Annotated in this window: 12 protein-coding genes and 1 pseudogene; 7 read left to right on the top strand and 6 right to left on the bottom strand. The window is 71.4% G+C overall.

Translation table 11 applies throughout. The features are described 5' to 3' along the window. The first annotated feature begins 163 nt into the window (after positions 1 to 163). A complete protein-coding gene (locus tag ACIQ6Y_RS20345; RefSeq protein ID WP_404040664.1) occupies positions 164 to 388 on the top strand; it encodes a hypothetical protein in 225 nt (74 codons plus the stop codon). A 112-nt stretch (positions 389 to 500) separates the two neighbouring features. Here the strand turns inward: ACIQ6Y_RS20345 and ACIQ6Y_RS20340 are convergent. Further along, positions 501 to 685: pseudogene (locus ACIQ6Y_RS20340) on the bottom strand (alpha/beta hydrolase); the annotation flags it as partial. A 111-nt stretch (positions 686 to 796) separates the two neighbouring features. Beyond that, the gene (locus ACIQ6Y_RS20335; RefSeq protein ID WP_404040661.1) at positions 797 to 1,189 is read right to left on the bottom strand and encodes a nuclear transport factor 2 family protein; all 393 of its coding nucleotides are present in this window, start codon (positions 1,187 to 1,189) and stop codon (positions 797 to 799) included. A 199-nt stretch (positions 1,190 to 1,388) separates the two neighbouring features. Here ACIQ6Y_RS20335 and ACIQ6Y_RS20330 point away from each other — a divergent pair, with 199 nt between their 5' ends. Continuing rightward, positions 1,389 to 1,832 carry a VOC family protein gene (locus ACIQ6Y_RS20330; protein ID WP_404040658.1) on the top strand — a complete coding sequence of 148 codons (444 nt, stop codon included), beginning with the start codon at positions 1,389 to 1,391 and terminating at the stop codon, positions 1,830 to 1,832. Positions 1,833 to 1,883: 51 nt separating this feature from the next. Here the strand turns inward: ACIQ6Y_RS20330 and ACIQ6Y_RS20325 are convergent, their stop codons facing one another. Further along, entirely contained in the window at positions 1,884 to 2,258 is a 375-nt protein-coding gene (locus ACIQ6Y_RS20325; RefSeq protein ID WP_404040655.1) for a hypothetical protein, read from the bottom strand. Between the two features lie 165 nt (positions 2,259 to 2,423). Between ACIQ6Y_RS20325 and ACIQ6Y_RS20320 the strand changes: the two genes are divergently transcribed. Further along, positions 2,424 to 3,347 carry an NAD-dependent epimerase/dehydratase family protein gene (locus ACIQ6Y_RS20320; protein ID WP_404040652.1) on the top strand — a complete coding sequence of 308 codons (924 nt, stop codon included), beginning with the start codon at positions 2,424 to 2,426 and terminating at the stop codon, positions 3,345 to 3,347. A 129-nt stretch (positions 3,348 to 3,476) separates the two neighbouring features. Here the strand turns inward: ACIQ6Y_RS20320 and ACIQ6Y_RS20315 are convergent, their stop codons facing one another. Then, positions 3,477 to 3,950, bottom strand: coding sequence for a hypothetical protein (locus ACIQ6Y_RS20315; RefSeq protein WP_404040649.1), 474 nt, complete (start codon positions 3,948 to 3,950; stop codon positions 3,477 to 3,479). Between the two features lie 265 nt (positions 3,951 to 4,215). On the opposite strand from ACIQ6Y_RS20315, the gene ACIQ6Y_RS20310 reads away from it, so the two are divergent. Genes ACIQ6Y_RS20310 through ACIQ6Y_RS20300 form a run of 3 tightly spaced genes read left to right on the top strand, consistent with a single transcriptional unit; the run spans position 4,216 to position 6,731 of the window. Continuing rightward, entirely contained in the window at positions 4,216 to 4,494 is a 279-nt protein-coding gene (locus ACIQ6Y_RS20310; protein ID WP_404040646.1) for a polyprenyl synthetase, read from the top strand. Continuing rightward, positions 4,484 to 5,539, top strand: coding sequence for a polyprenyl synthetase family protein (locus ACIQ6Y_RS20305; protein ID WP_404040643.1), 1,056 nt, complete (start codon positions 4,484 to 4,486; stop codon positions 5,537 to 5,539). The genes ACIQ6Y_RS20310 and ACIQ6Y_RS20305 overlap by 11 nt, the downstream gene beginning before the upstream one ends. Before the next feature lie 34 nt (positions 5,540 to 5,573). After that, positions 5,574 to 6,731, top strand: coding sequence for an oxygenase MpaB family protein (locus ACIQ6Y_RS20300; protein ID WP_404040641.1), 1,158 nt, complete (start codon positions 5,574 to 5,576; stop codon positions 6,729 to 6,731). 71 nt (positions 6,732 to 6,802) lie between these two features. Here ACIQ6Y_RS20300 and ACIQ6Y_RS20295 read toward each other — a convergent pair whose 3' ends face one another. Continuing rightward, the gene (locus tag ACIQ6Y_RS20295) at positions 6,803 to 11,035 is read right to left on the bottom strand and encodes an AAA family ATPase (RefSeq protein WP_404040638.1); all 4,233 of its coding nucleotides are present in this window, start codon (positions 11,033 to 11,035) and stop codon (positions 6,803 to 6,805) included. Further along, the gene (locus ACIQ6Y_RS20290; protein ID WP_404040635.1) at positions 11,022 to 11,354 is read right to left on the bottom strand and encodes a CU044_2847 family protein; all 333 of its coding nucleotides are present in this window, start codon (positions 11,352 to 11,354) and stop codon (positions 11,022 to 11,024) included. The genes ACIQ6Y_RS20295 and ACIQ6Y_RS20290 overlap by 14 nt, the downstream gene beginning before the upstream one ends. 137 nt (positions 11,355 to 11,491) lie before the next feature. On the opposite strand from ACIQ6Y_RS20290, the gene ACIQ6Y_RS20285 reads away from it, so the two are divergent. Further along, positions 11,492 to 14,410 (top strand): hypothetical protein, encoded by a 2,919-nt coding sequence (locus ACIQ6Y_RS20285; protein WP_404040632.1) that lies wholly within the window; start codon positions 11,492 to 11,494, stop codon positions 14,408 to 14,410. Positions 14,411 to 14,456: the final 46 nt, after the last annotated feature.

The raw sequence follows: 14,456 nt of genomic DNA, 5'->3' as shown, positions 1-14,456 counted from the left end.
CGCTGAGCTCCTCTTCCGCGCCCGGTAGGCCGCATCCTGCTCGCGGGTCTGGCCGCCAACCTCGCCGGGCTGCTCCTGCCGGGCACCATCGGCGCCGCCACCGACACCCTCGTCCTGAGCGTCTACTTCCTGATCACCGGAGGGGGCATCGGGATGGTGCCCCATGGTCGTGCTGACCACCGTCCAGAACAGCGTGCCCGCCGCCGACCTCGGCGCCGCCAGCGCCGTGGTCACCTTCGCCCACGCCACGGCCACCGGCTACCTCTGGATCGCCCCCACCCTCGGCGTCGGCATCCTCCTCGCGGTCTTCCTCGGCAACGGCCGCAAGTCCGGGGGTACGACGGTCAGGGGGGACGCCGTCGTGCAGGACAGGGTCCCGGCCGCCTGAAGTACCCCACTCGTGCAGCCGCGCCCCGCACCGCACTTCGAGGCGGGACGCGGATCGACCGCACCGGCTGCGTCACCCCCCTGACGGGTGATGAATCTGTCACCTCTATTCGTCACCTGTCAAAGCGGTGATGCAGGGTCGATGTCGGCCGCGGGGCTCGGAGATGGCCGGCATCGACGACCGCCTGCGCGAAGACGGTGGGCGCCTCTGCGGCAGGTTGTGTCCGACGTTCGCGAGGGTGCGGTGCTCGTACGTGCCGGTGAAGTGACCGCGGCAGGAGGTGCCGTCGCCGGGCGGGCCGGGGGAACTTGGCCGGGGCCATGACGCCTGGCGCGGGTGGCGGATTCCACGAACGCGGTACCGCCACCGTGCCGAGGGCGGTCCTGCACGCGGCAAACGGCGTCGTCGCTAGGACCAGAACGCGTCGTACGCCTTCTGGTCGGACCACAGCACCCAGGCTTCGGTGATCCGGCCGTCCTGGATGTGGAAGATGATCGCCTGGTCCATGTCGAGCTCTTTGCCCTCGCGTGAGGCCGTGACGTGGAGCAGGGCAACCGTGTGTTTGTCGTTGGCCAGCACATCGTGGAGACGGGGGCGATAGGTGCCCCCTGTCAGCTCGAACTCCCGTTGGAACATGGCGAACGCGGCCTCGCGGCCCTGATAGTCACCCGCCAGCGGACCGTGGCCGCCGAGATGCCACACCACGTCCGGGTGGAACACCTCCGCCAGCGCCTCCATGTCGCCGGCCGAGAACGCCTCCAGAGCCCGGTGAAACACCCCGATGTTCGGGTGATCGGCCATCGCAGCCTCCCTTGATCCCCTACGAACGTAGGCGGGATCCGGACGGAGGTACCCAGACACACCGGCTTCGCCGTCCCTGCCACCTGATCGGAGGCCCGACGACCCCATAGGAGAGTGGTGGTGTCGAGAACGAGTTCTCGGCTCCGTCCTCGGTATACCGGTGGCCTTGAAGGGCCACGCAACGCAAAGGAGTACCAGCATGACGCTTCAGCGGATGGACAACGTCGGCATCGTCGTCGAGGACCTGGAGGCCGCCGTCGCCTTCTTCACCGAACTGGGCATGGAGGTCGAAGGCAGGGCGCCGATCGAGGGCCTCTTCGCGGACCAGGCCGTCGGTCTTGAGGGCGTCCGCAGCGACATCGCGATGCTGCGGACCCCGGACGGCCACGGAAAGCTGGAGCTCGCCCAGTACCACGCGCCCGCGGCGGTCGGCGGCGGATCGCTCAACCCGCCCGTGCCCAACACTCTGGGCCTGCACCGTGTCATGTTCGCCGTCGACGACATCGACGACACCATCGCGCGCCTGCGTGCTCACGGCGCCCAACTGCTCGGCGAGGTGGCACAGTACGAGGACGTCTACCGCCTGTGCTACCTCCGCGGACCCTCCGGCATCATCGTCGCCCTGGCCGAACAGATCGGCTGACGCCTCAGCCGGCAGATCGGCCTCGCTCGGAGGATGACCCTTTCCCGCGGTTCACGGTCGTTGGGGCGGTGGAACCGTCCCATCGCGGGATTCCGCAGGGGCCCGGTCGATGCCGGGCCGTTCATCGCCGACCGCCCAGCACACGTCGATGTTCCCGACCGTGTCGAGGTCGCGAGCGGCGTCCCGCACGAACACGTTGGTCGCGCCGGGCGAGGCGCCACAGCCGATGTAGAGCGCGATGCCCGCCTTCTTGGCTCGGGCGTGGTGATCGAGGGCGGCTCGTGTGCTGTCGACGTCGTCGTTGATGTCGAGGTAGGGGACCCTGGCATCGAGACAGGCTTCGATCACGGGCCGGGATGTGCGGGCGTAGGGGCCGGAGCCCAGAGTGACGAGCGCTGCGTCCTCGATCAGGAAGCTGCCCGGCATCTTCGCCTCCGCTCTGCGCGGCTGAGGGACGGGCATGCGTGCACGTCTTGCGCCTGGCCGTCATCGGCCTGGGCGCGGTAGCCCTGACCGTCTTGGCTGCTCCTGCTGTGATGTACACCACATTTGACGCTGTCACATTCCGGGGTCCACGCGTGTCCTATGGGCATGACCGACACCAAGAACGTGCTGCTGGCTGGAGCGAGCGGGATCTTCGGGCGCCACATCGCGCAGGCCCTCGCCGCATCCGGATACACCGTCGTCGGACTCGGCCGCAGCGGCTCCGCGGACGTGACCGCCGACCTCATGGACCGCGATCAACTGCTGCGCGCGGTCGACGGCCGGCATTTCGACACCGTCGTCCACGCCGCCACGGCGTTGCGCAAACCCCCTATGAAGCACAAGGACATGTACGCCACCGACGACCTGCGGACCGCCGGCACCCGCAACCTCATGGCGGCGGCCCGCGTGGTCGGTGCCCGCCGCGTCATCTGCGAGTCCATCGCCATCGGCTACGGCTATCAGGACTTCGGCGACCGCGTCCTCACCGAGGACGACAAGTTCGCCGCACCCGGCGACAGGGCCGTGGAACCCCACCTGGCCGGCATGCGCGTCAAGGAGAACCTCATGCTGCACACCGAGGGCATCGAGGGCATCACCCTGCGCTTCGGCCTCTTCTACGGGCCCGGCTTCGACGGGCAGGGCGGCACCGACGCCTTCGTCGACATGCTGCGCGGCCGCAAGATCCCGGCCGTCAACGACCACGGCCGCGTCCTGCCCTGGATCCACCTCGCCGACGCGGCCTCGGCGGTCGCCCTCGCGGTCGAGGGCGGCACCCCGGGGGCGGCGTACAACATCGTCGACGACGAACCCCTGGGCTTCGGCGCCTACGTCCGGGCCGTCGCCCGGACCTTCGAAACCCCCAGGCCGATGACCCTGCCCACGTGGATGCTGCGCCCCATGTCCTACGCACACCGCATGACCCAGGTCAGCATGCGCGTCTCCAACGCCAAGGCCAAGGCCGACCTGGGCTGGACCCCGCGCTACCCCACGGTGGGAGAAGGCCTCGCCGCCATGGCCGGCGCCGCGTGACGCCGGACGCAAGCCGCTGCACTTACGGGCTGCGGGGCGCGAACCGCCTCCCCAAGGGCATGCCGTGCCCATCGACGTGCGCAGTGCTCGCGAACCGGCTCTACTGCCGGGAACCTCTCGCGGCTGTCGTCACGCGCCAGCCGCCGGGTCGCCGTCGCCGAGGCCGATCCACCAGTGTCCGTCATCCCTGACCAGCAGCAGTTTCTGTCGCTGACCGGTCTCCGCGTACGTGACCGTGATGGGGTTGAAGTAGTCGACGGCGCTTTCCAGCACGGTGACGTCGACGTGTCCGTCCGCGGCCTCGCCGTACTCGCGCACGAACTCGGCCGCGGTCGGTCCGGGCTCGGTGTAGTCGGGCCCGGCGAGTTCGGCGACTCCCTTCGCGTCGCCGTTCTTGAGCCGCTGCACGTAGACCCGTACGAGGGTGTCGACGTCCTCGGCCGTCTCCTGGACGTCGGGATACGGGGACTTCTGCGCGCGCACCGTCACGTCGACCGTGGGCGAGTCGGCCAGGGCGTAGGGCGCCCGGAACCAGTTCCACCACACGGCCGCGGCGATTCCGACGACGACTGCGCCGCCCAGCAAGATGACCCACTTCTTCATTCGCACCCGTCCCCTGAGGCTTGTCCCGTGACACCTGACGCGCATGCGGATCATCTCAGGGCTCGAACGACTCCTGAGCGCTGGACCTGCTCCTCGCCCAGGCGTGCACACAGCAGCGCGGTGGAGTACCCGGTGCCGGCCCGATCCGTACGGCCAGGCGAGGTGATCACCCGATCGTGAATACCGGCCCTTCGGCGTCCGGCCTGCCGGGATGCTGGTGCAGACGGCGTGCAACCGGCCGGGTCGGGCTGGGGTGGGGAGTGTCATGACGGGAGAAGCGGGCCGACGTGGGGGCCCGGAGGAGCGGGCGGTCCTGCTGGTGGCCGGGCTGGCCGATGTGGCGGTGAGTTCGGTGGGTACGGTCTTGGGGACGGTGCGGGGGCTGCTGCGCCGCTCGGACACGGCGGACCTGGCGGCAGCGGCCGAGGACGACCTGATGGCGCGCGGGCGTCTGGTGCTGGACAGGTACGCGGCCGTGCCTCCGGCGCATCTGGAGGTTCTCGCCCGGCATGCGATGGCTCGGCGGGCTGCCGATGACGTCTGACCGGTGGGAGCCGGCCGCGTTCAAACACCGCGTCGACGAGGTGCTGCACCGCTTCGTCGCCGAAGAGGCCGAACAGTTCGCGGCGATCGACCCGGAGCTGGACCCGGTGGCCGAGCAGCTTCTGGCAGCGGCCAGAGACGGCAAACGGCTGCGAGCGGCCTTTTGTTACTGGGGCTGGCGCGCGGCGGACCAGCCGGACAGCGATGCGCTGGTACGGGCGGTGGCCTCCATGGAGCTGGTGCATGCCGCCGCGATCGTGCACGACGATCTGATCGACGACAGCCCCCTGCGGCACGGCCGACCCACCGCACACATCGCTCTGCGCGGTGCCGTACCCGGTAGTCCGCATGCCGTCGCCGCAGCCAGGTCCCTGGCGATGCTGGTGGGCGACCTGCTGATGTCGCTGGCCGGCCAGCTCTTCACCACCAGCGGCCTGCCCGCCGCGTACCTGGCCCGAGGCCGCCCCTTGTGGGCGGTGCTGGCGCGCGAGCTGATCGCGGGCGAGTGCCTGGAGATCCTGCACACCGGATCCGAGCCGGACACCGCGGCGTCGCTGAAGGTGATCCGGTACAAGACCGCCAAGTACACCGTAGAGCAGCCCCTGCTGATCGGCGGCGCCCTCGCCGGCGCCGGTGAGCGGCTGCGCGAGGGCTACTCCGCCTACGGGCTGCCGCTCGGCGAAGCCTTCCAGCTGCGGGACGACCTGCTCGGCCTGTTCGGGGACCCGCACCGCACCGGAAAGGCGAACGCCGACGACGTACGCGGACACCGGCCCACGGCCCTGCTGGCGGAGACCTGGCGCATCGCCGGTGAGGACGACCGCAGACAGCTCCGCGCCCTGCTGGGACGACGCGACTCGGAGGAAACCGCTGCGCACGCGGTGCGCGACGTCATGCGCCGGCTCAAGACCCCTGACCGCGTCGAGGACATGATCACCGCGCGGGTCGAGGAAGCCATCGACGCCCTGCACGAGCTGGATGTACCCGCGCATGCCGCCGCTGCTCTGACCTCGCTGGCGCATTCGGCGACGGTCCGCCCGTCCTGACCGCCACACCAAGACGCTTCCCAGGAGCCCTTCCATGACCTACACCGAGGCATCGATGGACACCCTGCGCCACTCCGGTGACGAACTCGCCGACGCCACCGTTGCCACCCTGTTCGAACGCGGCGAGGTCGGCAAGTTCAACACCCTGATGCGCTACGTCTCCACCGTCGGCGCGCCCTTGCCGGACGGGCTGCCCGACGTCGCGCGGGAGTACCTCCAGGCCACGAGTGTCCCGCCGGCCTGGGTCGACTGGGGGGAGATGGAGAAGGCGCGGTTGTTCTTCATCGACAACAACGTGCACATCTCCACCGCGCTGTCCTTCGCCTCCATGCCCGCCTGCTACGTCGTCCCCCATGTGGCGAAGCTGCTGTCGGCCACCCATGGGCTGAAGTACCCCTCCAAACGGATGGCGGAGACCGGCCAGTTCACCGTCTACCTGATGCAGCCAGGTGCCTTCGAGGCCGGCAGCCGCTTCATCCCCGCGGCCCAGAAAGTCCGCCTGCTGCACGCCTCGATCCGCCACCACCTCCGGCGTGAGAACCGGTGGAACACCGATGTGTACGGGACGCCGATCTGTCAGGAGGACATGATCGGCGGGCAGATGTTCTTCTCGCTGCTCGTCCTGGACAGCCTGCACCGCCTCGGCATCCACATGTCGCAGGAAGGCGCGGAGGCCTACTACTACGCCTGGCGCGTCGTCGGCGCCATGCTCGGCGTCGACCAGGACGCCGTCCCCAAGTCCCTGGACGCGGCACGCCAGTTCCTCGACCTGTACATGATCCGGCACATGGGGCCTTCCGCGGAGGGAGCGCACCTGACCCGGCAACTGATCGATCTCTACGAGGAGGTCGTGCCCGGCACCTTCTTCGACCCGATCGTGTCCGCCCTCATCCGCCACCTCGTCGGCGACACGTGCGGCGACTGGCTCCAGGTGCCCCGGACCCCGTGGGACACCGTCGTCAAGGCCGTTCCCCACCTCCTCGGCGTCCTGGAAGCCATCGAGGACCGTTCCCCTCTCGGCGCCTGGGCCCTGGACCGCCTCGGCCAGCTCACCGCCGTCCTCGAGCTGTCCTCCCTCACTCGCGGCCGCGTCATGCACTACGCCATCCCCGAACAGCTGAAGAAGGACTACGGCGTCTCCGACGCGGTGCCCCGCACTCGACGGTGGACTCCGCCTGCGGCCACAGTGTGACGGTCAGCTCGTCACGCGCGGCTTGCCCACGGGGGGTCGGCGAGAGGCGGTTGTGACGCGCTGCCCGCGCTCTACTGCGGGCACGTATGGCGGAACGGCACGTCCGGTACGAAGCGCGGCCAGACCTGCGGGACGAGTTCGCCGGAGAGGGCGCAGGCGAGGCCGAGGGGGTCGGTGACCGCGTCGTGCAGGCCACTGACGTCGTGGACGGTCACGGTCGTCCACTCGTCGCCCGCGATGAGCGCGGCCCCGTCCGGGGAGAAGGCGACCTGGGTGGGATAGGTGTCGTCGTTGCGCTGGAGGAAGACACGCCGAGGATGCTCGATGTCGGTGATGTCCCAGATCGCCAGCGTCCGGTCGAAGCTGCCGGAGGCCAGGAGCCGTCCGTCGGGGCTGAAGCCGACCGAACGGATCTCGCTCGACTGACCGATGAGCCGATGCGCGACAGTCGGCCGTCCCGGGTCGGTGACGTCCCACAGGAGGATGTCTCCGCTGTTCTCGCCGCTCGCGACAAGTCCGCCGGTGGGGCTGTACGCCACGGTGGTGGACGGTGGCGGGCCGACGTTCGACGGCGGGGCCGAGGGATCCGGGTCGAGGGCGGCACGCCGGACCGGCCTGGCGGGGTCGCTGACGTCCCAGACCGCGGCGGCGTCGTACAGGCCCCCCACCGCGAGGAGCCGGCCGTCGGGGCTGAACTCCGCCGACCGGATGCGGTCGCCGGCGTCGTCGTCGATGGTGCCCAGGAGGACGGGATGCCGGCGGTCGGAGGTGTTCCACAGGTCCACGCGCGCGCCGAGCCCGTCGTCGATCGAGGCGACGACGGCGAGCAGCTTCCCGTCCGGCCGGAACGCGAGGTGCTGGACGGACCCCCGGCCGGCCATGGGGCCGGCGGCGGTACCGACGGTCCGCGGCCGGACCGGGTCGCTCACGTCCCACAGGGTCACCGGTGCGCCCGCAGGGACGGTGGCCACCGTGCGCCCGTCCCGGCTGAACGCGAGCGCGAAGGTGCCGCCCGGGTCCAGGGTGGCGAGCCTCCTGGGACTGGCCGGGTCGCTCACGTCGTACAGCCCGCTCGGTCTGCCCGCGACCGCCATGACCCCACCGCTCCGGGGCAGGGCCACCATGCCGGCCTTGAGGGTGGACAGAGCCGCGGCTTCGGTGGCCGCGTGCACCCGCCACAGTGTGGTCACTCCGGAACCCGCGGCGGTGGCGACATGGTCACCGTCGGGGCTGAAGGCGACGGCGCGCAGGGGTGAACCGGCGTTCAGTGTCGCCTGCTTGCGGGGACGGCCGGGGTCGCTCATGTCCCACAGGACGGCGGAACCGTCGTCGCCGGCGGTGGCGAGCAGCGTCCCGTCGGGGGAGAAGTCCATGCCGTCGATGGAGGTGTTGTGCCCCGCCCACCGCGCCGCGACCCTGGGCCGGTGGGGATCGCTGAGGTCCCAGGCGATGAGGTTTCCGCCGTACTGGGCCGCGACCACGAGCCGCCCTTGGGGGTGGATCGCCAGGCCGTCGAGATAGAGCGGCTTACGGATCGTGGCCAGGCGCTCGGGGTGCCGGGGATCTCTCGGGTCCCAGAGGATCACGCCGTCCCGGGCGCTCGCGAGGATCCTGCCGTCGGCGCTGAAGGCGAGCTGGTACACGACGTCGAGGTGGCCCGAGGAGACGGACAGGCGCACCGGGCGCGCGGGACGGCGTACGTCCCACAGAGCCACCGACTTGCCGTCGCCGAGGGCGAGGGTGGCGCCGTCCGGGCTGAAGGCGAGGTCCTGCGCGTTCGTGCCGAACCGGTGCAGCAGGCGCGGACGTCCCGGGTCGTGGACGTCCCACAGGCAGGTCACATTCAGGTGGGCGAGCGCTGCGACGGTGCGTCCGTCGGGGCTGAAGGCGACCGCGTCGACGTACGTCCCGTCGGCGCAGCCGCCCGCCACGGCCAGCCGTCGGGCGGCTCGCGGCCGTGCCACGTCCCACAGGCTGAGCGAGCCGTCCGAGGCGCCGGCCGCCAGCAGGCGTCCGTCCGGGGCGTACGCCACCGCCGACACCTGCGCGGGGTTGCCGGGCAGCGCGGCCTCGTAGTGGGTGGTGGTGAGGGTGGAGACGAGGCCGGCCCGGGAGACGGAGTCCGGTCGCAGTCGGAGCCCCGCGATGCCGAGGCGCAGGGCGAGCTGTGGGTTCTCCGCCTGCTGTGCCTGGGTCACGAGGTCGCTGCCGGCCGCCGCGATCGCGCTCTGTTCGGCCTTGCGGTTGCTCTGCTGGATCAGCTGAGCGGCGATGACCGCCAGGACGGTGACCACCGTGACGACCGCCGCGGCCAGCCTGCGCGCCCTGGCGGCGCGCCGGCGCCGGGACTGGAGGACGAAGTCCCGCTCGTGGGGTCGTACGGCATCTCGGTGCTGTTTGAGCCATCGTGACGCCCGTCGCAGTTCGGTGCCGCCCAGCAGGGCGTGCCGGCGGTCGCGGCCCGGCTCGGCCGCCCGCCATCGGTACAGAGCGACGCGCAGACTCTCCTGCCGCACCCGGAAGTCGCGCGTGGCCGCGACCCACTCGCGCAGCTGCGGCCACGCGTCGATGAGGACCTGGTGGGCCAGTTCGGCGGTGGCCGGGCCGGAGGTCGTGCCGCCGCTTGAGGTGACGACCAGGCGTGCGGTGGCCAACTCCTGTGCCGTCTGCCACTGTTCGTCGCTCAGGTCCTCCCGCAGGGCCACCCGGCGCACGTCCTGCGGCGGCCGTCCACGGGCGGGCCCGCCCGTGGTGTCGTCGGGCCTGACGAGCTGGGCCAGCACACTTCCCGGGTCGTGCTCCAGTGACTCCAGCCGCCGTACGACGTCGTCGGCCCGCTGCTTCATGGCGCCGGTGACGCCGCCGATCTCGCGGTACGCGGCAACGGTGAGCCGTCCCGCCCGCTGGCGTTGGTACAGCGCCGAGAGGGTCTCCTGCACGAGCGGCAGAGCCGAGGCGCCGGCCCGGGTGTCGTCGATGATCTGCCCGACGAGCTCCGGGTCGATGTCGCAGCGCACCGTACGCAGCGGCTTGGTGATCATCTCCCGCAGCTCGGCGGAGGTCGGCGGGTTGACGGCCCATCCGCACGTGTCCCAGGCCGCGTAGATGGCCGGCGTGGCCTCGTGGGCCGCGTGCCGGAAGGTGTCGCGTACGGTCACCAGCACGCGGACCGGCGGCGGGACGCCGTCAGGCGGGCGGGCGAGCCGGGCGACGTAGGCGTCGAGGGCGCCGGCGGCTTCGGGGTCGGCCGCGAGCACCTCGTCGAGCTGGTCGAGGACCACCACCAGCCGGTCGGCTCCCGCGGACCGCAGCAGAGCCGGCAGGGCGGCCGGGTCGGGCTCGTCGAGCAGGCGGGCGAGCTGCGCACGTACCGCGGCCGGGGCCGGTTCCCCGGCAACGTGCAGCGCGGCGGCGATCTCGGCGGCGAGCTCGATCCGTGGGTGCAGCCGGACCGCTGTGGTGGCGGCACCGCCCGCCGCGAGCCGGGGCAGCACACCGGCGCGGACGAGGGACGTCTTGCCCACACCGGACGGCCCGTGCACGACCGTCACCGGGTGCTCTCGGGCGAGGTCCGCCACCTGCGCGGCCAGGGTGTCACGGCCGGCGAAGACCAGCGCGTCCTTCTGCTCGAACGGCTCCAGGCCACGGTACGGCGACGGTGGCATGGCCATGTCCCACAGCGGCGGGTACGCGTCCAGGAGGCTGCGCACGGGGACGGCGTAGGCCCGCCCGGAGCCGTGCCGGGCGACCACCATCCCGACGACGCCGCTGAGATGGTCCGCCCACACGGGGGCTCCGCTGAATCCCGGCGCGATCTCGTCGGTGACGGCCGGGACGGCCTCCAGCCATGCCTCGCCCACGAGTCCGCGCAGCCGGCCGTGGGCGGAGGCGCCGTCCTCGAAGTCGGCCGGGTAGCCGAAGGTGCGAAATCCGCGCCCCTGGAGGTCGTTGAGAGGGTGCAGGACGAGCCTGCCGAGCGCCTGCGGTTCGTCGTCGAGGAGTTCCAGGACGCAGATGTCACCGTGCAGGCCGTCCGCCGGCCGCACCGCCACGGCTTCCGCCCGCAGCCGCCGTGGACCGTGCGGCCCCGTGTCGTGCTGCGGGAAGTCGACCTCGACCTCCCAGCCCGGTTGGGGGACGAGAGGCCGCCGCGACGCGCGCCGGGAGCGGCCCCCGCGGGCGTGGGCCAGCACGTGCGCGCAGGTCAGCAGCGTGCGCGGGCCCACCAGGAAGGCAGAGCCGACCGGCTCCGGCCCGGCGCCCCAGACCCGCGCGACGGCCTCGGAGAAGTCAGGCGCCGGCATCGCCGCCCGCCTGCCCGTTCTCCCACTCCATCTCGATGACGAAGTGGGCCTCACCGCCGGTGCGGGTCAGGATGACGTTCGCGTCCGCGGTCAGTTTGACCCCGAACTCCACCCGGATGCGGTCCGGTGTGCGCGGCAGGGAGGACAGCCGGTCGAAGACATGCCCGGCGATCTCCTGCACACGCCCGAGGCTGCGCTGCAGGCTCTCGCCCGCCGTGTCGATCTGGTCCTGGCCGCGACCGACGCGGTCGGTACGGCGGTCGACCTCCAGCAGAATCGGCTCCCCGCCCTCGACGGGCATCCGCACGATCTCGGGCATGGCGCTTCCTCATGACTCGGACGGACCGGCAGCCAGAAGCTACCACCCGCAGTCGGATCCTGACATCGAGTCACCGGATCAACCACCCTGCCTCTACGCTGAGTTGCCCTGTGCGCGTCCTCTTCCCGGAGGTTCCGATGTCCGCACCGCGTAGACCCCGACGCCCCGGACCCACCCTCTTCACCCTCCTCGTCCTGATCCTGGCCCTGCTGCCGCTGCAGAGCACCACCGCCCGCGCGGGAGAGGGCGAGATCTGCCGCCTCGCCGTCACGGTCTCCACCGGCCACGACGGGATCCGTGACGACTCGAGCGAGTTCGTCCAACTCGCCGGACAGCAACTGCTGTTCGAGGACCACGACGGCGACGGCGTCACCGACGCGGAACCGCTGCTGCCCTTCCACCGAGGCGGCACCGGCGACGAGCGGTACGCCACCTACACCTGGAACCTCGTGGCCCGCCCCTGCATCCCGCAGGAACGCGTCGTCGAGGGCTTCACGTTCATCCACGACAACCAGGCCGACGACTGGATGGCCGACAACTGGAACCTCGCGGGACTGCGCATCGAGGAACGCGACACCCACGTCGTCCTCTACAACCACTCCGTACCCGACCCGGACGGCAACGGAGGCATGCACCGCTTCCTGAAGAACGCGCAGCAGACCTGGAACACGCTCGACGGGGACGTGGACGACGACGGCATCCCCGACCGGGTCGAGCGCTCCGGGATCCCGCACGTGGACGGCGTCGACGACTGGCTCCCGGCCAACGGCGCCGACCCCTGCCGCAAGACCATCGCCGTGGAGGTGGACTGGCTGCGCGACGCCACCTTCTCGCACCAGCCCGACCCCGGGATGGTGACAGAGGCCCGCGACATGTTCGACGCGGCGCCGATCCCCTCGGCGCCCGTGTGCCCGTACACGACCACCCGCTCGCCCTCGGGCGTCCAACTCCTCGTCCACGTGGACGAAGCCATCCCCACCGACACCCGCACGGCACCGCTCAACGTCCAAGACGCCGACGGCGTGACGCCCTTCGACCGATATCGCGCGGACCACTTCGCGCCCCAGCGTCGCGGAGTGTTCCACTACAGCCTCTGGGGCGACCGGCAGAACCAGGGACTGAGCGGAGGCGTGTGCTGCGTCGGACCGCGCCAGGAGGACTTCATCATCTCGCTCGGGTCCGAAACCTTCCCGGTCCGCTTGCAGAGCGCCGCGTTCGTCCACGAGCTGGGACACGCCCTGGGCCTCCACCACGGCGGCACCGACAGGGTCAACTACAAGCCCCACTACCTCTCGGTGATGAACTACCGCTACGGGGACGTGGGCATCCCGGACTTCGGCGAGTGGCAGGCGCGCGTGGCCGCGCTCGGCCGGGCCACCACGCCATGGAAACTCTCGCAGGCACTGGACGAGGTCAGCAGGCTCGACTACTCGCGTCTGCGGCTCCCCACCCTCTTCCGTGATGCCCTCAGCGAGCAGGACGGCGTCGGTTCCCCGACGGACGACATGGCGGCCTGGTGGGACAACGACAGCGTCCTGCGCGTCGCAGACGCCTCCAGGCCCGTCAACTGGGACTTCGACAGCGTCATCGACAGCGACCGGGTCGCCGTCGACGTCAACGGCGAGGACCACCTGTGCATCACGGGTCGCGACTCGCGCCCCGATGTGACAAGCCCGCAGAATCTGCTGGAGACGGTCGTGGACACCGGCGACGTACGGCACGGGGAAGCGATCTACGCCGGCCTGGACGCCGACTGCGACTCGCAAGCGGTGGCCACGGACACAGTGGGCGTCCCGCGCGGTACCGACTTCGGGGCCCTGCGCCGCTACGCCGACGGGCTGGCCGGAGCCGACGACTGGAGCAATGTGAAGATCCACATCTCGGGTGCGGACGGGGGATCCGGCTCCGGTGTCCCGGGCGAAGAGATCTCGGAACCCTCACCCGAGGAGGCCGAGGCGGCCAGAGCGGAGCTGCTGGACGCCATGGTCGCGGCAGCCGGCCCGGCCCCGTCCGCGCCGCGCTGGGCATACGCCTACATGAACCGGGCGACCGAGACCGAGGCACCGATCGGCGTGCCCACCGCGCTGAACAACGCCTTCCAGTGGAGCACCGCGGCGGGCCAGGGGTGGGCGGCCACGGTCACCCACCTGGCCACCGGTGAGTACGAGCTGCGCCTGCCCGGCGTCGGCGGCAACGGCGGCGTCGCGCACGTCACCCCGTACCGCACCGACAACTCCGGGCGCGGCTGTGCTGTGCGCGGTTACCGGGCCGACGGCGCCGACGAGTTGGTCGGTGTCGGCTGCGTCGACCGCACCGGCGCCCCCGCCGACTGGTGGTTCACCGTCTTCTACGCGGCACCCGCCACCGGCGCCGACCCGTACGCCACGCTGCGCTACGACGTGCCGGGCGGCGGCGTGAGCGCCCCGACGATCGCCAACGACGGCACCTTCAACTCGGCCGGACGCGTCAACCGGGTGCTGCGCGACGGCGTGGGCCGCTACCGGGCCGTGCTCACCGGGGCGTCCTTCGCGGCCGACGACGGGTATCTGCAGATCAACCAGTTCGGCTCGGGCCCCCCGGCGCGCTGCAACCCGTACGCGCGTACGCCGGTCGGTGACACCCTGGAGATCGGCATCGCCTGCTTCGCGGTGTCCTCCTCGGCGACGCCGCAGCCCGTGGACACGCCGTGGATCCTGTCGTACGCGGCGCGCGCGGGGCTGCATGGTGTGGGTGCCGTTCCGGCGGCGTACGCGCAGGTCACCGGTGATCCGGTGAACCCCGTGGTGGACCGGGCCCACTCCTGGGCGTCCACCGGCCAGACACCGGCACTTCTCCGTCTCGGCATCGGCAACTACCGGCTGACCTGGGACACCGTCGGCAAGTACGGCGGCAGCGTCCAGGTCGTACCGACCGGCGCCGACGGGTCTTCCTGCCACCTCGGCAACATCGGTGACTACGCCGCGCCGCCCCGGGTCAGCGTGGATGTCTGGTGCTACGGCCCGGCCGGCCTGCGGGCGGACGCGCCGTTCGCCGTGGCGTACCTGCGCCGGCCTTAGCTCCTCGGGAGCGCGGGGGTCCGGTTCGCCTGCCGGCCTGTCGCTG

It is taken from the genome of Streptomyces sp. NPDC096205 (assembly GCF_044763135.1).
Taxonomy (GTDB): Bacteria; Actinomycetota; Actinomycetes; order Streptomycetales; family Streptomycetaceae; genus Streptomyces.
The sequence above is the reverse complement of the archived record's forward strand: the minus strand, read 5'-3'. Positions and strand labels throughout refer to the sequence as shown.